This window comes from Pantoea sp. X-Soil-OKNW-556 (genome assembly GCF_059730695.1).
This window is the reverse complement of sequence record NZ_AP035991.1, coordinates 639,671-658,212: the sequence shown is the minus strand read 5'-3', so window position 1 is coordinate 658,212 and position 18,542 is coordinate 639,671. Positions and strand designations below refer to the sequence as shown.

The 18,542-nt window shown below is 57.1% G+C and carries 16 protein-coding genes; 10 read left to right on the top strand and 6 right to left on the bottom strand.

Annotated elements, in window-relative coordinates; genetic code table 11:
- Nucleotides 1-433: 433 nt before the first annotated feature.
- Both AC6I8T_RS23755 and AC6I8T_RS23750 read left to right on the top strand, forming a co-directional pair.
- Nucleotides 434-1,810 carry an aldehyde dehydrogenase family protein gene (locus tag AC6I8T_RS23755; protein ID WP_497834509.1) on the top strand — a complete coding sequence of 459 codons (1,377 nt, stop codon included), beginning with the start codon at nt 434-436 and terminating at the stop codon, nt 1,808-1,810.
- A gap of 55 nt (nt 1,811-1,865) precedes the next feature.
- Nucleotides 1,866-2,438, top strand: coding sequence for a nucleotidyltransferase family protein (locus AC6I8T_RS23750; RefSeq protein ID WP_497834508.1), 573 nt, complete (start codon nt 1,866-1,868; stop codon nt 2,436-2,438).
- Here AC6I8T_RS23750 and AC6I8T_RS23745 read toward each other — a convergent pair.
- The 5 genes from AC6I8T_RS23745 to AC6I8T_RS23725 form a co-directional block, all read right to left on the bottom strand.
- Nucleotides 2,422-3,393: an XdhC family protein gene (locus AC6I8T_RS23745; RefSeq protein ID WP_208726066.1), complete on the bottom strand. Its 972-nt coding sequence runs from the start codon at nt 3,391-3,393 to the stop codon at nt 2,422-2,424. The genes AC6I8T_RS23750 and AC6I8T_RS23745 overlap by 17 nt on opposite strands.
- Nucleotides 3,394-3,407: 14 nt before the next feature.
- Nucleotides 3,408-6,974 (bottom strand): molybdopterin cofactor-binding domain-containing protein, encoded by a 3,567-nt coding sequence (locus AC6I8T_RS23740; protein WP_208726064.1) that lies wholly within the window; start codon nt 6,972-6,974, stop codon nt 3,408-3,410.
- Nucleotides 6,971-7,498 (bottom strand): (2Fe-2S)-binding protein, encoded by a 528-nt coding sequence (locus AC6I8T_RS23735; protein WP_437180288.1) that lies wholly within the window; start codon nt 7,496-7,498, stop codon nt 6,971-6,973. The genes AC6I8T_RS23740 and AC6I8T_RS23735 overlap by 4 nt, the downstream gene beginning before the upstream one ends.
- Before the next feature lie 44 nt (nt 7,499-7,542).
- Nucleotides 7,543-8,004: a MarR family winged helix-turn-helix transcriptional regulator gene (locus tag AC6I8T_RS23730; RefSeq protein ID WP_208726053.1), complete on the bottom strand. Its 462-nt coding sequence runs from the start codon at nt 8,002-8,004 to the stop codon at nt 7,543-7,545.
- Between the two features lie 78 nt (nt 8,005-8,082).
- The gene (locus AC6I8T_RS23725) at nt 8,083-9,135 is read right to left on the bottom strand and encodes a 2,5-dihydroxypyridine 5,6-dioxygenase (RefSeq protein ID WP_497834507.1); all 1,053 of its coding nucleotides are present in this window, start codon (nt 9,133-9,135) and stop codon (nt 8,083-8,085) included.
- Between the two features lie 313 nt (nt 9,136-9,448).
- Here AC6I8T_RS23725 and AC6I8T_RS23720 point away from each other — a divergent pair, with 313 nt between their 5' ends.
- From AC6I8T_RS23720 to AC6I8T_RS23685, 8 genes are all read left to right on the top strand, one after another.
- A complete protein-coding gene (locus tag AC6I8T_RS23720) occupies nt 9,449-10,594 on the top strand; it encodes an FAD-dependent monooxygenase (protein ID WP_208726043.1) in 1,146 nt (381 codons plus the stop codon).
- On the top strand, nt 10,594-11,415 hold the full coding sequence (locus AC6I8T_RS23715) for an alpha/beta fold hydrolase (RefSeq protein WP_208726041.1): 822 nt from the start codon (nt 10,594-10,596) through the stop codon (nt 11,413-11,415). Before AC6I8T_RS23720 ends, AC6I8T_RS23715 begins: the two co-directional genes overlap by 1 nt.
- Entirely contained in the window at nt 11,412-12,164 is a 753-nt protein-coding gene (locus AC6I8T_RS23710; protein ID WP_208726039.1) for a maleate cis-trans isomerase family protein, read from the top strand. Before AC6I8T_RS23715 ends, AC6I8T_RS23710 begins: the two co-directional genes overlap by 4 nt.
- 11 nt (nt 12,165-12,175) lie before the next feature.
- Complete coding sequence (locus tag AC6I8T_RS23705) at nt 12,176-12,814, top strand: N-carbamoylsarcosine amidohydrolase (RefSeq protein ID WP_208726037.1); 639 nt, start codon at nt 12,176-12,178, stop codon at nt 12,812-12,814.
- A gap of 104 nt (nt 12,815-12,918) precedes the next feature.
- Nucleotides 12,919-14,229, top strand: a complete 1,311-nt coding sequence (locus AC6I8T_RS23700) for an MFS transporter (RefSeq protein WP_208726036.1) — start codon at nt 12,919-12,921, stop codon at nt 14,227-14,229.
- A 247-nt stretch (nt 14,230-14,476) separates the two neighbouring features.
- Complete coding sequence (locus AC6I8T_RS23695; RefSeq protein ID WP_208726035.1) at nt 14,477-15,751, top strand: nucleoside permease; 1,275 nt, start codon at nt 14,477-14,479, stop codon at nt 15,749-15,751.
- A 17-nt stretch (nt 15,752-15,768) separates the two neighbouring features.
- Nucleotides 15,769-16,794, top strand: a complete 1,026-nt coding sequence (locus tag AC6I8T_RS23690; RefSeq protein ID WP_497834525.1) for an ADP-ribosylglycohydrolase family protein — start codon at nt 15,769-15,771, stop codon at nt 16,792-16,794.
- Nucleotides 16,778-17,758 (top strand): PfkB family carbohydrate kinase, encoded by a 981-nt coding sequence (locus AC6I8T_RS23685; RefSeq protein ID WP_208726034.1) that lies wholly within the window; start codon nt 16,778-16,780, stop codon nt 17,756-17,758. The genes AC6I8T_RS23690 and AC6I8T_RS23685 overlap by 17 nt, the downstream gene beginning before the upstream one ends.
- On the opposite strand, the gene AC6I8T_RS23680 is transcribed toward AC6I8T_RS23685, so the two are convergent.
- Nucleotides 17,745-18,488 (bottom strand): GntR family transcriptional regulator, encoded by a 744-nt coding sequence (locus AC6I8T_RS23680; RefSeq protein WP_208726033.1) that lies wholly within the window; start codon nt 18,486-18,488, stop codon nt 17,745-17,747. The two genes, AC6I8T_RS23685 and AC6I8T_RS23680, sit on opposite strands and share 14 nt — an antisense overlap.
- Between the last annotated feature and the right edge of the window lie 54 nt (nt 18,489-18,542).

The window sequence follows — 18,542 nt, the reverse complement described above, 5'->3', positions numbered from 1 at the left end:
ATTACAGTGAACATTAACACTGTTTATAGTGAACATTCTACTGGCTATAGTGAATAAAGTGCTGATTACAGTGAATACTTTGCTGATTATAGTGAACACGATCACCTTCTCAGCCCTTGTCGGGTGCGGCCTGCGACGATCCGGGATCTCTTAGGATCTCTTTAAGATCTATCTATGATCTTTCTTAGAGATCTAATCACTGTATAACTGAATAACTCTCAGAAAAATCCGCTGCATAGCAGACCAATCGCATATTCAGAAGCTGCAATGCCAGGACGATATATTCAGGATCTAAACATTAGCGCGCTGCAAGCGACACTTCATCGTATTCATTTGCAGAGAAGAACTTCCTCATTAATATTCATTTTTCATCACTCCCGCCCAGGCGTAAGGTGGTTGCCAATCACCAGACAAACTTACGATGAAGGCACTTATGACTGACAATGTAATCTCACGCAATCCCACCAACGGCGAGATCCTTGCAAACTGGCCGCTGCAAAACCCTGCTGAACTGGAAACGGCATTACAACAAAGCGCTCAGGCCTTCAGCCAGTGGCGTAATACCAGCATGGAACAGCGCGTGAAAGTCCTGCGTCAGCTTGGCGAGCAAATTCGTCAGCGCCAGGACGAACTGGCGAGAATGGCAACGCTCGAAATGGGCAAACCGATTGCGCAAGCGCGTGCTGAAGTCCTGAAATGCGCCAACCTGTGTGACTGGTATGCTGAGCAAGGCCCGGCAATGCTGGCAGACAAACCTACGCTGGTGGAAAACCAACAGGCATGGCAGGCATTTCGTCCACTGGGTGTGATCCTGGCGGTGATGCCGTGGAACTTCCCTTACTGGCAGGTTCTGCGTGGAGCCGTCAGCATGTTACTGGCAGGAAACACCTACCTGTTGAAACATGCACCCAGCGTAATGGGTTGTGCCAATCTGATCACCAGCCTGTTTGATGCGACCGATTTGCCTGAAGGAGCCTTCACTGTCATTAACGTGGATAACGATGGCGTCTCCATCGCCATCAAAGATCCACGTATCGCTGCGGTGGCGGTCACCGGCAGCGTACGTGCCGGGGCAGCTATTGCAGCACAAGCCGGAGCTGCACTGAAAAAAACCGTGCTGGAATTGGGTGGTGCCGATCCCTTTATCGTCCTTGCCGATGCTGATCTGGATGCCGCAGTGGCCTCAGCGGTCACAGGACGCTACCAGAACACCGGACAGGTGTGTATGGCAGCCAAACGCTTCATCATCGAAGAAAGTGTCTCACAAGCCTTTGAGGCGCGTTTTAGCGCAGCGGTACAGGCACTGAAAATCGGTGATCCGCTGGAGGAGACAACCTATATCGGACCGATGGCGCGTTACGACCTGCGTGATGAGCTGGATCGACAGGTACAGCAAAGCATCTCTGAAGGTGCACGCGTGGTGCTGGGTGGCCATAAAATTGAAGGAGTGGGTAACTACTATGCCCCAACGATCCTCGCCGATGTCACGCCTGAGATGACAGCTTTCCGTCAGGAGATCTTTGGCCCCGTGGCTGCCATCACCGTTGCCCGCGATGCGCAACATGCGCTGGAGCTGGCAAACAACAGCGAGTTTGGCCTCAGCGCCACCATCTGGAGCGGTAACGAAGCACTGGCAAACGAGCTGGCAAGCCAACTGGAAACCGGTGCGGTATTTATTAACGGCAATGGCGCATCGGATCCGCGTGTCGCTATCGGTGGTGTGAAGAAAAGCGGCTATGGCCGTGAATTGTCCAGCTTTGGTGTCTACGAGTTCTGCAACATCCAGACGGTATGGAAAAATCGTCGCTAATCATAACGGGGCGCGCGATACTGTGCGCCCCAACTCAGTCATGATAGATCCTCAGATGAACACACCCGGAATTATCATTCTTGCTGCCGGATTAGGGGCTCGATTTGCTCGCGCCGGAGGGCTGGGCAATAAGCTGCTGGCTCCACAGCAGAACCAACAACCGCTGCTGGCCTTAACCCTGCAACAGGCGCAGAATTCTGGTTTGCCATTGCTGGTGGTTACCCGTCCTGAATATCACGCGATCCTCGATCTTGCACAACAACGCCACATTCCGGCGATCACCGTTGCCAGCAACGGCAGTGGCGAAAGCATCGCGGCGGCGGTTCGCCACACCAGAAACTGGCAGGGTTGGCTGATTCAACCGGGCGATATGGCATGGGTAACGGCAGAGGATCATCGTTGTGTAGCCGAGGCGCTGGCCGCAGGTGCTCAGCAGGTTCGGTTATGCTGGGACCAACAGCCAGGGCACCCGGTGGGATTTGCCACGGGTTATGGTCAGGCGTTAAGTGAGTTAACCGGTGATAATGGCGCACGCGCATTGCTGGACCCGGGTATCCTGCAAACCATCCGCGCGCACGCCGGGGTCATTCGGGATGCAGACCTGCCGGAACCTATAAACCGTTCCTGACGCGAACAATATCTGCCAGCGTTGCCAGCGCAATCTCACCAGGGGTTTTGCTGCCAATTGGCAGGCCGATCGGCGCATGAATGCGCGCCAGCGCCTGATCCGATAATCCCCCCAGTTCAGCCAGACGTTGCAGACGTTTCTGGCTATTTTTTGCCGATCCCATCGCGCCTATGTAAAACGCCGGGGTATGTACCGCTTCCATCAGCGTTAAATCATCAACCCGTGGATCGTGAGTCAGGCAGAGGATCGCCGTTCCTGCCGACGCCCCCGACTGCTCCAGATACCGTGCCGGATGTAGCTGAACGCAATGGAGATTTTCACAGCTTCCCAACGCCGCCTGTAGCTGTCCGAATTCAGCATCACGATGTTCACACACCACCACGCGGAAACCGAGCATCAGCGCCAGACGGATACAGTCACTGGCAACAGCAGAATATCCGGCGATCAACACCGTGGTCACTGCGCCAACCGGGAGCACCACGCTGTCATCGTCATACCTGATCGAGGGCAGGGGAGCGCCTTGCGCCAGGGGCTGCCACTCATGATCGCAGCCGAGGGTGATGTAACGCGTCAGCAACGGACCGCCACTCAATGCCTGCTGCATGGCACGCAACAACGCCAGAGAATGTTCCTGTGGTTCAAGGCGTTCCACCAGCACGTCCAGTACGCCGCCACAGGGAAGCTGAACCGGAGGCGCCAATCCCTCTGCGCCATAACGTACCCGTTCACTGGCGCGCGGATACGCACCCTGTTGTACCCGTGCCAGGAAATCTTCCTCGATACAGCCGCCCGAGAGTGAACCGCTCCAGTGACCGTCAGCATCTGCCACTAGCATCGCCCCTGGCGAACGCGGTGCCGATCCCCAGCTATGCAGTACGGTGCACAGCCAGATCACCTTGCCTTGTTGCAACCACAGCAGCCCCTGGTCAATCACACGTTGATCGAGTGACAACATACCTTTCCTCCACCTCAGTGACTGCTGGGATTCGCGCGTACCTGCGCCACTTTTTCCGTTAAGTCAGCCCAGGCGGGTTCATCCGGGGCGTAACGCTGGCGCAGATATGCGGCGATATCAGCGACCTGCTTATCGGAAAGACTGGCGGCGAAGCCCGGCATATAACCCAGATCATCGGTGGCCGGTTTATCAATCCCGTGTAGCACCACCTGCAACAGGTTATCCGGTGTGGCGCTGGTCAGACTGCTGCTGTTCGCCATAGAAGGACTGACGCCAAACAGCTTCGGTCCCCCTTCGCTGGCGCTATGGCAGGCCTGGCAAGCCCCCTTGAACAGGCGTTCCCCGGCGGCGGTATTCCATGCGGGCTGCGCTAAAGGTTGTGCCACGGGCGCAGGCGTCTGACCATTAATATCCGCCAGATAACTCGCCATCGCCCGCACATCCGCCTCCGGCAGTGTCGCCAGATGACTCACCACCGGTGCCATTGGCCCCGCCGCCACGCCATGTTTGTCGTCATAACCGTTGCGCAGATAGTTGTAAAGTGATGCCGCCGTCCAGGGCTGCGGTGATTTACTCAATTGATTGAGTGCCGGAGCTTCCCAGCCATCAACCCAGCCGCCAGCAAGGAACTGATCGCCGCCTTTTTCTGCCCCCATCACGTTGCGGGGTGAATGGCAGGCACCGCAGTGACCCGCGCCATTCACCAGATACGCCCCGCGATTCCATTCGGCACTTTTGCTGGGATCGTTCTGGTATTCGCCGGTGCGCAGATAAAGCGTATTCCAGCCAGCCATCAGGAAACGCATATTAAATGGAAAACGCATCTCATTGGCGGGCGGAGCCTGCTCCACTGCCGGTTGTGACATCAGGTAGGCGTATAACGCCTGCATATCGCCTTCACTCAGCTGACGGAATGACGTATAGGGAAATGCCGGATAGAGATGATGCCCGTCGCGGCTGATGCCCTGGCGCATCGCCCGGTCAAAGGCGTTAAACGACCAGTTACCGATGCCGGTTTTTTTATCCGGGGTGATGTTGGTGGTGTAGAGCGTGCCAAATGGCGTATCCATCTTCAGCCCGCCGGCATTGGTGGCACCACCTTCGGTGGTGTGGCACACCGCGCAGTCTCCGGCTGCCGCTACCTGACGCCCTCGTTCCAGCATCTCCAACGACCAGCTCCCAGCCGCAGGCGGGGTAACCGGCGCGATAGCCGCACGCCACGGCAGGGCGTTAGTGGCGATGCCAATTGCTGCACCCAGTAATCCCGCCGCGCCACCAAACGCCCATTTGCGGCGGCGAGTGGTTTTGTTACGTGCCGGCGCAGGCAGTTGTGGTTCAGGCTGTGGATCCGGTCCGTTCAGCGCCTGGCGCAGTTTATCTGAAGTGATCGGCAACTCGCGAAAACGGATACCGGTGGCATCAAATACCGCATTGGCGATGGCGGCGGCACTGGGCACCGAAGCTGACTCACCCGCGCCGAGCGGCGGCTCATACGGACGCGGCATCATCATCACATCGATATCCGGTACTTCCGGGAAGGTGAGGATCGGATAGCTACCCCATTCCTGGCTGGCGATCATGTTGCTCTCGATCGTCACCTGTTCTTTCAACACGCGGCTGGTGGACTGAATCACGTTGCCGTGAATCTGGTGCTTCACGCCGTCGGGATTGACCATCATGCCCGCGTCATGGCCGACGGTAATGCGCGTAACGGCAATCTCGCCGCTCTGCTTATCAATCGCCACATCGGCGACCCACGCCGCCCAGGCCGCGCCAAAGCCGGGAAATTTGCTGTGAATATAACGTGCATAGGCGAAGCCACGGCCACGTAACACGCCGGGTTCGCTGCTGCTTTGCATCGGTTCGGTGCGTGGTGTCCAGCCTGCGCGATCGGCGGTCGAGCGGATCAGCTCGGCCGCACGTTCGTCCTGGATATAGCGCAAGCGATATTCGACCGGATCGACCCCGGCTGCGTGCGCCAGTTCATCCATATAGGATTCGTGGGCGAAGGTATTGGGCAACGCCGAAACGCCGCGCATCCATGAAGCGCGCACAATCGGTGCCATATCTTCAATGGTGACGCGCATATGCGGAAAGTCGTAGGGCGGGATCGAGGTGCGGTCGCCCATCTCGTAGGCCAGCGCTACCGGGTCCACTCGCCCGGTCAACAGCAACGCCAGGGTTGGTGCGCCGTTGGAAGGGTAGGAGGTGGTGAAATCGTACACCTGCGGATTACCTTCAGCATCGAGTCCGCCATCCACATCCATCAACTGCGCGGTACCTTTCGGTTCCCAGACGTGTTCCTGGGCGCGCGTCAACTGGACGCGCACCGGCTGGCCCACGGCACGGGACAACAGCGCGGCATCGGCGGCGACATCATCGGCGCAGTTGCGGCCATAACAACCCGCCGCCTCCATGCGGTTCACTTCAATGTCACTTTCCGGCATCTCAAACAGCCAGGCGAGATCGGCGCGCAGCAGATGGGGATTCTGCGTGCCGCTCCACACCTGCAAGCCAACTGCATCAAAGGCGGCGACCGCGCAGGAAGGACCGATAGAACCGTGTAACTGATAAGGCCAGACATAGTTGCGGGTAAAGCGTTGCGCGACATTATCCAGAGCGGCATCCACCTCGCCGGTGTCGTGTACCACGCGCGAAGTGCGCGGATTATCGCGAATCGCTTTTTCCACGTCGCGCATATCCGGCAGCATATGCTCCCAGGGTTTCCAGTGTACTTTCAGGGTTTCCATCGCGGCGATGGCCTGATCTTCGCGCTCGGCGACTACGCCAACAAAATCGGCGATTTGCACCACTTTGACGATGCCTTCCAGATGGGCAATCGAACTTTCATCGATGCTGAGAAGCGAGGTCCCGACGAATTGCCCGGTGTCATAACCGGCATAAGGTGGGCGGATCACGCGACCATGCAGCATGCCCGGCAGGCGCATATCGTGCACCCAGGTCAGTTCGCCGGTGGCTTTGCCCGGAATATCGACACGTTGTGAGCTGGTGCCCACCAGCCGGTATTCGCTGGCGGGTTTCAGCGGAGCATCATCCGAAATACGTAACTGGCAGCGCTGACCGTTAACCAGTTCGGCAAAATTCAGGGCGGTGCCATTGGCCAGGCGGAATTCTCCGGCATCCAGCGATAACTCGGCTTCGCCTACCTGTAAACGCGCTGCTGCCTGTTGCGTCAGCCAGCGGCGCGCTTCAGCGGCGGCTTTACGCAGCGGGACGGCGGATATCTGTAAGGTGGCGCTGGCGATGGTCGCGCCCTGATTGGGTACGCGCAACGTATCGCCCAGCACCATCTGTACCTGGTCCATACGCAGGTTGAGTTCTTCGGCAACGATTTGCGTCAGCGAGGTTTTCACCCCGGTACCAAGATCGACGTGACCGTTAAAAGCCCACACTTTGCCTTCGCCATCGATGGCGATAAACAACGCCAGTTCTTTGGGTTTGAGGGTGGGTGTCTGGCCTTTTGGCACCAGACCGGGCGGTGGCTGGATCTCATCGACGATCAGCAGCACATTGTCAGCCGCCAGCAGTTGTTGCTGGGTGGGTAAATCGGCATGGCTCATGGCTGCTCCTCCGCCTGTTGCAGGCAGAGTTGCACTGCGCGCTTCACCGCGCAGAGGATCTCCTGATGGGTGCCGCAGCGGCACAGATTGCCGCTCAGGGCGGAACGAATTTGTTGGTCGCTGGGGCAGGGGAGATCGCGCAACAACGCGGCGGTGGTCATGATCATGCCATTCAGGCAGTAGCCGCATTGAGCGGCCTGTTCTTCGATAAACGCCAGCTGCACCGGATGCAGCGCATCACGGCTGCCTAAGCCTTCCAGGGTGGTGATAGCGCGCTGCCGCACGCCAAACGCCGGGATCACGCAGGCACGCGCGGCAACGCCATCAATCATCACGGTACAGGCACCGCATTCACCCAGCCCACAGCCATATTTCGGACCGTTAAGGGATAATTCATTACGCAGTACCAGCAATAACGAGGTGTCGCGATAGCTGGTGACTTCTCTCTCTTCGCCGTTAACCTTCAATGAATAACAGCGTAAACCTGCAGGTGAAACCGTCGTGGCAGACTGTTGTGCCATCATTTTCATTATTGACCGCCTTACCGAGGCGGCTCACTCGCCCCGGGTTATGACTGGCTCGTGTCGTCCAGCATTTTCCTGAGCAGATAAACCAGCGCGACTCGTTCGGCTGGATTCAACTGCCCATACGTCATTTCAGTAATGCGAACTGCGTTATCGGTGGTGTGCTGAATCAGCGCCTGTCCCGGCTCTGTCAGCATCACAATCACCTTGCGTTTGTCGGTGGGATCAGGGCCAAGACTGACCAGATCGCGCGCCTTTAAACGTTCAACCACGCCGCGGATGGTGGCCTGATCGACAGCGGTGTAACGCACTAAATCGTTCTGCGCGCTGGGACCGTGGTCCCGCAGTGCGCACAGCGTAATAAATTGCACCGCCGTGATCTGTGAATCACCCACATGTTGTTGAAAAATCGCCACATGGCGCTGGTAAACCTTGCGCAGCAGATGGCCAACCTGTTGGGTGTAGTCGTAATTGTCTTCCGTGGGGGAAGTGTGGTCGTGCGACATAAAAAGGTCCTTTTTCCCGGATACTGCCAGGCAGTGTAATGCATTGTCACTGCGCTGACAGCCGCTCCCTGCGTATGATTAACGTGCGCGTGAGGCTTCGGGTGCCACCACTTCGCCTTCGGCGACCACCAGCAGATCATCAACCTTGATGTCACAACGGCGCAGCGCGATATCCATATGGCATGGTGTTTTACGTTTGCCGCCCACTTCGGTGTTCGGACCGGTGGAGAACAGGAAGTTGCCGTAAAACGCGCGTGCATCCATACACATGCCGTCGTTTTTGTCGTGCAGGCCCATAGCGGTCCACTGTGCGCGTGGCTGTAATCCCCAGCCGATATGTGAAATGCCATACACTTCCAGGTCGTTGAAATAGCTCATGTAATCACGCAGATATTCCGCTTCGAAGCCACCGTGGATCTTTGTCACAAAGCCTTTCTCGATTTCCAGCGTGATACGTTCGCGGGCATAGGATTTAAACGGCAGCAGGATATCTCCCACTTCCAGCACCAGCACCCCTTCCGCCTGATCTTCGTTCGGCCAGGTGAACAGGAAACCGCTCGGCCAATGGTCCCAGCGGCCCGGTTCATCGGCATAACCGTACTCGGTCACCGTCGGATACTGTCCCAGCGGGGCGCGGAAATCGCTGCCGGCCTGGGATTTCACCGTCATCATGCGCGCTTTCTCCAGTACCGCGGCCGCGGCCAGCACACGCGACTTGTCCTCTTCCGTTGGCAACATTCGTGCCAACACTTCCGGGGGTTCAACTGCCAGCAGGATACGGGTACCGGTTTTCAGGATCTGTTCCTGCTCCGGTGAGTGCAGCAACATCATGGTATCGACAATCAGGTCTGCTGCTTCCAGCGCGCGTTGCGCCGCAATGTTGCCGGTTAACGCGGTATCGCCGCAGTAGGCGGTCATGTCGTTGCCCATCGCGGTGGGATGATTAAAGGCTGGCAGTTCCACGCAATACACTTTCGCGCCCAATCGTAGTGCAGCATCGGTCGCGGCCTGCACGGTGCGTGCATCAGAATAGTGACTTTTCAGAATGGCGACGCTTTGTGTGGCATCGACTTTCGACAGACGTAATACCTGCTCAAACATCTGTCCTAACTGACTCTGGTTAACTGCCATTGCGGGTTCCTCTCGGGTTCGATGTTGCTGTCTAAAACTTCATCTTTTTGTAGCGAATACGCTAGATATATTTGTTATAGACGTGTTGCGAAGAAGAGTGCAAGCATTTCTTTTTGTCATAAGAAAAGCCTATTTAACGCAGCGTATATGCTGTGATTAACATCATGACATGCAGTTTTCACCACAATAATCATTGCAATTCACAAAAAAATAACGCCAATAATTATAGTGTACACACTAGATAATTTGAGCGGGGTTAGAAACCAATGCCGCAGGTGTACCTTCAAATCAGCGTGAGTTTTGAGAGGAAAATATGAGCAATATGAAACGCATTGCGATCGTTGGCGCAGGTCTTGGTGGCCTGGCTGCTGGCTCGTTGTTACAGAAAGCGGGCTTCAATGTGCAGGTTTACGAACAGAGTCCGGCGTTTTCACGTCTCGGTGCGGGCATCCACATGGGACCGAACGTCCTGAAAGTGTTCCGTCGCATGGGGATCGAACAACAGCTGGAAGATCTGGCCTCACATCCGGATTTTTGGTTCAGTCGCGACGGCGAAACCGGTGAATACCTCTCGCGCATTCCGCTGGGTGAATTTGCGCGCAAGGAGTATGGCGCAGCATACGTCACGGTACATCGTGGCGATTTGCAGGCGATGCAGATGACCAGCCTGGAGCCGGGTTCGGTTCACTTTGGCAAATGCCTGAGCAGCGTGGAAGACAGCGGCAACGATGTGGTGCTGCGTTTCCAGGATGGTAGCGAAGAACGCGCCGATATCGTGATTGGTGCCGATGGTATCAACTCCAAACTGCGCGAACACCTGCTGGGCGTGGAAGCACCGACCTACAGCGGCTGGGTGGCGCACCGCGCGTTGATCCGTGGCGAACAACTGCGTAAGTACAACCTCGATTTCGAAGATTGCGTGAAATGGTGGTCGGAAGATCGTCACCTGATGGTGTACTACACCACCAAATCTCGCGATGAATACTACTACGTCTCTGGCGTGCCGCATCCGGCGTGGGATTTCAAAGGTAGTTTTGTCGACAGCAGCCAGCAGGAGATGCTGGAAACTTTCGGCCATTACCATCCGGTGGTCCAGGCGCTGATTGAATGCAGCGAAAACGTCACCAAGTGGCCGCTGCTCAACCGCCAGCCGCTGCCGGTGTGGAGTGAAGGGCGCATTGTGCTGTTGGGTGATGCCTGCCATCCGATGAAACCGCATATGGCACAGGGTGCTGCGATGGCGATTGAAGACGCCGCCATGCTGGCACGTTGCCTGACAGAAACCGGCCTGGAAGATTACAGCACCGCCTTCCGCCTGTATGAAGTCAACCGCAAAGAGCGCGCTTCGCGTGTGCAGTCGGTGTCGAACGCCAACACCTTCCTGCGCACGCAGGAAGATCCGGCCTGGGTGTACGGCTACGATGTCTTCGCCGCACCGCTGAAAAGCGAGGGGGCGTGATGAGCACGTTTGTCAGCGGTGGCCAGGTGCAGGCGAACGGCATTCGCCAGCACTATCTGCGTTATGGCGGGAAAGGCCCGACTCTGATTCTGGTACCGGGTATCACCAGCCCGGCGATTACCTGGGGTTTTGTCGCGGAAGTATTTGGTCAGCAATTTGATACCTGGGTGCTGGATGTGCGTGGACGCGGTTTATCCAGCAGCGGTGCAGGTCTGGACTACGGCACCGAGAGCTGCGCCGACGATATTAACGCCTTCGCTGAGGCTCTGGGACTGACGCAGTACCACCTGGTCGGCCATTCAATGGGGGCGCGTTTTATCATGCGTGCTGCGGTGAAACAGCCAGACAGCGTGTTGTCGTTGTCACTGATTGATCCGCCAGTGTCGGGACCGGGCCGTCGTCTCTATCCGGGCCAGTGGCCGTGGTATCAGGACTCGATCCGCGAGGCGGAGCAGGGCATGGACGCGGAAGCGATGAAAAAATATTGCCCGAGCTGGACGAAAGAGCAACGTCAGTTGCGCGCCGAGTGGCTGCACACCTGCTACGAACCGGCCATCCGTCGTGCCTACGACGATTTTCATCAGCTCGATATCCACCAATATTTTCGCCAGTTGCCCGCTAAAACCCTGCTGATGGTGGCGGGCAAAGGTGGCGTGATCCTGGCGGAAGATGAGGCCGAGATCCGCGAACTGCTGCCCTCAATTGAAATCGCTCACGTTGAACATGCCGGACATATGATCCCCTGGGATGACTTCCCCGGCTTCTTCGCTGCCTTTGGTACCTTCCTTGGCGCAACCCTGCAACCGGAGATTCAGTCATGACCCGCCAGTACCGTATCGGCCAAATTGTGCCGAGTTCCAACATTACGATGGAAACTGAAATCCCTGCCATGTTGCAGGCTCGCCAGTTGATCCGCCCGGAGCGCTTTACTTTTCACTCCAGCCGCATGCGTATGAAGCACGTCAACAAAGATGAACTGGCGGCGATGGATAAGGAGTCGGACCGCTGCGCGCTGGAACTGTCGGATGCCAAAGTTGATGTGCTGGGATACGCCTGCCTGGTGGCGATCATGGCGATGGGCCCCGGTTATCACCGTCAGTCACAGGCGCGTCTTACCGCGGTCACACGAGAAAATGACGCGCTGGCACCGGTGATCACCAGTGCCGGGGCGCTGGTGGATGCGCTGCATATCATGGGTGCGAAAAAGATCGCTCTGGTCGCGCCGTATATGAAGCCCCTTACGGAGCTGGTGGTGGATTACATCCAGCGCGAAGGGATTGAGGTGAAAGTGTGGCGTGCACTGGAGATTGCCGATAACCTCGCGGTCGCCCGTCATGATCCCGCCAATCTGCCGGGCATTGTGGCCGATATGCCGCTGGACGACGTCGACGTGGTGGTGTTGTCAGCCTGCGTGCAAATGCCTTCACTGCCGGCAGTCGCCAAAGTGGAAGCGCAAACCGGCAAGCCGGTGATCACCGCAGCGATCGCCACTACCTACGCGTTGCTGAAAGCGCTGGAACTGGAGCCGGTGGTGCCTGGTGCCGGTGCGTTGCTGTCCGGTGCCTGGTAAGGAGCGAACTGATGACACAAAGCGCCAGTGACAACTATGCCGGTGTCTGGGGCAACCGCATCGGTTTTGGCAAACGACCGGCTCTGCTGATGATCGATTTTCTGCAAGGCTACACCACGCCGGGCGCACCGCTGTTTGCGCCGGGGGTGGTGGATGCGGTCCAGGAAGCGGAAGCCTTGCTGGCAACCGCACGCCACTGCGCCATCCCGGTGATCCATACCCAAATCCGTTACCACCCGCAGCATCAACGTGATGGTGGCATCTGGGTACAGAAAGCGCCGGTGATGCGCGACATGGTGGAGGGCAATCCGCTGGCGGCTTTCTGCCCTGGCGTGCTGCCACTCGCGGATGAGGTGGTGATCACCAAGCAATATGCCAGCGCGTTTTTTGGCACCGCACTGGCATCGCTGCTGGTGACGGAAGGTATCGACACCCTGATCATCGCCGGGTGTTCCACCAGCGGCTGCGTGCGCGCCAGCGCCGTGGACGCATTGCAATACGGCTTTCGCGCGATGGTGGTACGTGAATGCGTGGGCGATCGCCACGCAGCGCCGCATGAAGCCAACCTGTTTGATATCGACAGTAAGTACGGCGATGTGGTGTCCAAAGCCACCACGCTGGAGTATCTCGGACAGTTCAGCGCCCGTTAAGGGCGCTTATTCACCTGCACGGAGTGCGCAGACACAACAGGTTTCACGGTCAGTGAAACGCATAACAACACGCCCATCAGGGTTTATTGCGCCCGGAGAAAATCATGACTGTTGCTACAACCCGTCCTGCTGTGCTGGCAGCCGAGGACACTGCCGCGATTTACCGCAAAATCACCTGGAAACTGATTCCTTTTCTCTGTTTATGTTATCTGGCGGCGTATCTGGACCGTATCAACATCGGTCTGGCGAAGCTGCAAATGGCCAGCGACCTGTCGCTGAGCGAGACGGCGTTTGGTCTCGGTGCCGGGCTGTTTTTTGTTGGCTACATTCTGTTTGAAGTTCCAAGCAACCTGATTCTGCAACGCGTCGGGGCAAAAATCTGGATCGCGCGCATCATGATTACCTGGGGTTTGCTCTCCACTGCAACCTTACTGGTGCAAACGCCGATGCAGTTCTACATCATTCGTTTTTTACTGGGCGCGGCGGAAGCCGGGTTTCTGCCGGGCGTGTTGTTCTATCTCACTAAATGGTTCCCCTCCTGGCGTCGCAGCCGCATCATCGCGCTGTTTATGATTGGTCTGCCGCTCTCCAGTCTGATTGGCGGACCGCTTTCCGGTTGGATCATGGGCCATTTCCATGAGGTGTACGGGATGCGCGGCTGGCAATGGCTGTTCCTGCTGGAGGGTATCCCGAGCGTGCTGCTGGGGGTGATGACTTTCTGGTTGCTGCCGAACAGCGTGGAAAGTGCCAACTGGCTGAGTGCGGAAGAAAAGCAGGCGGTGCAAAACGACCTTGACAGAGATGAAGGCGAGGCGAAAGGGGTGAAGCATCGCCTGCGTGATGGTCTGCTGAATATCCGTGTGGTGATGCTCGGCGGGATCGACTTCTCCATTCTGCTCAGTGCCTATGCGATGGGCTTCTGGATGCCGACCTTTATTAAAAACGCTGGCACCACCGATATCAGCACCATCGGTTACCTGACGGCCATTCCCAGCCTGGCGGCGTTGATCGGTATGCTGGCCATTGGCAGCAGCTCGGACCGGACGCGTGAACGCCGCTGGCATATCATTGTGCCATTTATCATTGGCGCAGCGGCGATGGGAGCCAGCACCTTTTTCTCCCATAACGTGATGATGACGGTGCTGTTATTCTCGATTGCCCAGGCGATGATCATTGGCGCGGTGCCGGTGTTCTTCAGCCTGCCTGCGACCTTCCTGAAAGGCACGGCGGCAGCGGCCGGGTTTGCGCTGGCCTGCTCCATCGCCAATATCGCCGGACTGGTGAGTAACTCGGTGATGGGGATCGCACTGGATCTTACTGGCAGCGGCAATGGCGCGCTGTGGTTCTTTGCGGTCTGTCTGCTGTTGAGCTGCCTGCTGGTGATCGCTTTACCGGCCAAACTGGTTAACCGTTAATTCCTTCCTTTTCAGCGTGTGATACTGGTTCACACGCTGCCTGCTATAAAAATTCGCGCGATAAATCGCACCGCCACGGGCCAATGCTTACCTGTAGCGGCGCGATTTATCGCGCGTTTTATCATCTCCAACCCTGTTAACCATCGGTTAAAATTATGTGGGCGAGGTCAAACTATCAGCTAAAGGTATTATAAAGGTATTGTTAGTGGTGTTAGATTGGTTCTACCAACACCGGGGAGTAAGTTCGATGAAAAATACAATGCCAAAACTGTCGTTCATGATGTTCCTTGAATGGTTTATCTGGGGGGCATGGTTCGTGCCGCTCTGGGCCTTTCTGAGTAAAAATGGCTTCACCCCGATGGAGATTGCCTGGTGCTATGCCTGCACCTCCATCGCCGCCATCCTGTCACCGATTCTGGTTGGCTCGCTGGCAGACCGCTTCTTCCAGGCACAGAAAGTCTTGTCGCTGCTGATGATTGTTGGCGCGATTCTGATGTTCTTCGCCGCGCAACAGACGCACTTCGGCAGCTTCTTCCCGCTGCTGCTGTTATATGCGCTGACCTATATGCCGACCATTGCGCTGACCAACAGCATTGCCTTCTCCCACGTTGGTGATGTTGAACGCGATTATCCACGCGTGCGCGTGATGGGGACCATCGGCTGGATCGCTTCCGGCATTGCCTGCGGCTTCCTGCCGCCGCTGCTTGGTTTTGGCGATATCTCGGCGAGTAATGTTCCGTTGCTGATCACCGCTGCCAGTTCGCTGCTGCTGGGTATCTTTGCCCTGATGTTGCCGGCCACAGAACCGAAAAGCACCGGCAAATTCAGCCTGCGCGTGGCACTCGGTCTGGATGCGTTGCATCTGTTGAAAGATCGTAGCTTCCTCGTGTTCTTTGTCTGCTCGTTCCTGTTCAGCATGCCGCTGGCCTTCTACTACATCTTTGCTGAAGGTTATCTGACCGAAGTGGGTCTGCCGCATGCCACCGGCTGGATGACCCTCGGCCAGGTATCGGAAATCTTTTTCCTGCTGGCGCTGCCGTTCTTTATCAAACGTTTCGGCATCGGCAAAGTGCTGCTGTTGGGACTGGTGACTGCCGCGCTGCGCTATGTCTTCTTCGTGTTCGGCGGCGATCAGAACCTGCTAACTTTCGGCCTGCTGTTTATGGGTATCCTGCTGCATGGCGTCAGCTATGACTTCTACTTCATCACCGCCTACATTTACGTGGATAAGAAAGCGCCGGTAGCGATGCGTAACGCGGCGCAGGGCCTGATTACGCTTGCCTGTCAGGGTATCGGCAGCCTGCTGGGCTACCGTCTTGGCGGCTATCTGATGCAGGAGATGTTTGCTTACGATAAGCCGATCAACGGTCAGACCTTCAACTGGGCCGGGATGTGGATGTTCGGTAGCGTGATGATTGTGATTATCACCCTCGCCTTTATCGTGTTGTTCCGTGACGGCAAAAAACGCAGTGATGAATTAACCGCTTTTGATACTTCAGCACCCGCTGAAAGCCATAAATAAGAGAAGTAGCGATGACAATGACACTCCAGGAAAAACGGATTTTGGGCGCCTTCTATGGCCAGGCACTGGGCGACGCGATGGGTATGCCGTCGGAACTCTGGCCGCGCAGCCGCGTGAAACAGCATTTTGGCTGGATCGATCGCTTTCTGCCCGGCCCGGCCGAAAACAATGCCGCCTGCTATTTTGGCCGGGCGGCCTTTACCGACGACACCTCGATGGCGCTGGCACTGGCCGACGCTATCATCACCCATGATGGCGACATCAATGCCGAAACCATTGGGGCCAATATTTTGTGCTGGGCAGAAGCGTTTGATGCCTTCAACAAAAACGTGCTCGGGCCAACCTCGAAAATTGCCCTCAACGCGTTGAAAGCCGGAACACCTGTCGCGCAACTGGAAAATAACGGCATGACCAACGGCGCGGCGATGCGTGTATCGCCGCTGGGCTGCCTGCTACCGGCGCGCGATCTGGCGGGCTTTATTGATGCCGTGGCGCTGGCGTCCAGCCCGACGCATAAATCCGATGTGGCGATTGCCGGGGCCACGGTTATCGCCTGGGCGGTTTCGCGTGCCATTGATGGGGCAAACTGGGCAACTATCCGCGATGAGTTGCCGTCGATTGCCCGAGCAGCGCAGGAAAAACGTGTCACCACCTTCAGTGCTTCGATGGCGGCGCGCGTGGAACTGGCGTTGCAGGTTGTGGCGCAGGGCAGGGGGACAGAATCGACCCTGCAACAGATTTATGATCTGGTCGGGACGGGGACCAGCACCATTGAATCAGTGCCCGCCGCGATTGCGATGGTGGAACTGGCTGCCTGCGATCCTAACCGTTGCGCCATTCTCTGTGCCAACCTCGGTGGCGACACCGATACCATCGGTGCAATGGCGGTGGCGATTTGCGGTGCATTGCAGGGAATTGACGGCATCGATCCGGCATTAAAAGCTGAACTGGATGCTGCCAATAATCTGGATTTCACCCGCTACAGCAGTGCGTTCAGTCGTTTCCGTCAGCAGCGTGAGGCCGCCTATGCTGACGCCAGATGATCTGACACGACTGGCTGGTCGCCTGCCGGTTTGCGTGGTGGGTGCGGCGGTGGTGGATGTGATTGCCGATGCTTACTCACTGCCGCATCGCGGCAGTGATATCGAACTGCATCAGCAGGGCGTCAATGTCGGCGGTTGCGCCCTGAATGTGGCGATTGCGCTGCATCGACTTGGTGTACCGTCGATCAATGCTTTGCCGCTGGGTAACGGCGTCTGGGCCGGGATTGTGCGCCAGAAACTGGTGGAATATGGCATCGAAAGCGTGCTGGAAACGGCATCCGGTGATAACGGTTGGTGCCTGGCGCTGGTGGAGCCGGATGGTGAACGTACCTTTCTTTCGGTCAGCGGCGTGGAAAATCAGTGGGACGCGGCGTTGCTTGATACGCTACCGCAACCGGCGCATCGCTGGATTTATCTCTCCGGTTATCAACTCACCAGTAAAAGTGGCGAGGTGTTGATTAGCTGGCTGGAACGGCAGCCACAACCCTGGCAGCTGCTGGTGGATTTTGGACCTCGCCTGGCGGATATCGCGGATGCACAATTCGCACGTATCATGGCGCTCAATCCACTGATTACAGTGAACAGACAAGAGGCGGAGTTGCTGTGGCGGGAGCGCCTTGGTGCATCCGAACTCTTTGATGCGCATGCGCTGCTGGCGCGCTGGCAGCAACGTTTTGGCAGCGCAATGGTGGTGCGGCTCGACAGCGATGGGGCAGGATACAGCGATGCGGCAACCCAGGGTTGGGTGCCTGCGCTGGCGACCACGGTGGTGGATACCATTGGTGCCGGCGACAGCCATGCGGGTGGACTGCTGGCTGGTCTGGCGTCCGGTTGGTCGCTGGCCGACAGCGTGGCGCTGGGCAATGCGGTGGCGTCCTATGTTGTCTCACAGCGCGGTGGGGACTGCGCGCCGGATCGCGCAACGCTGACCGCTTACTGGCAGCAGCGTCTTACTCGGCAATAAACACGTACATATCGCTGCGACAGTAGCTGATGCTGTACTCCAGCGGATTGCCCTGTGCGTCGAGTGCCAGTTGCTTAATCACCAACACCGGCACATTGGCGGGCAGGGCAATTTGCTGTTGCAGTGCCTCATCCGGCATACGTGCGCTGACACGGCTTTGTGACTTCACCGGCAGGATTTGTCGCTCACGAAAATAGTCGTACAGCGATATACCGATATCGTCAGCATCGGCAATCAGCTGGGTTGAAACCCACGACTCTTCAACCGACACCGCCTGTTGATCCACATAGCGAATGCGTTTCAACTGCCAGACATCGCTGCCGTTGCTCAGCCCCAGTTTCTCCGCAATCTCCGCGTTGCAACGGATTTTGCTTTTGTTGATCCATACCGTATCGGGCTTTTTGCCGCGTAATACCGCCTGCTGCGACAAACCTTTGGGTTCTTTCAGCGAATATTCAAACTGGCTACAGATTTGCGTACCGTAGCCACGCGAACGAAACACCACGCCCTCTTTTTCCAGTTCATCCATCGCCTTACGCACGGTAATGCGCGAAATTCCCAGCGACTGGCTGAATTCGCGTTCTCCCGGCAGGATCTCTTCATGGACCAGCTGGCCTGCGCGCACGGCGTCTTTAATGGCAGCGGCAAAGCGTTTATACAGCGGCGTGCGGCTTTCCTCCGCCAGAATGGCGGCAAGCTGTGCAAACAGGGAACTGTGTTGATGGGTCATACTCAATCCAGAAAACGACAGATCGGGCTATGATACTGAAAATTCGCTGGCTGC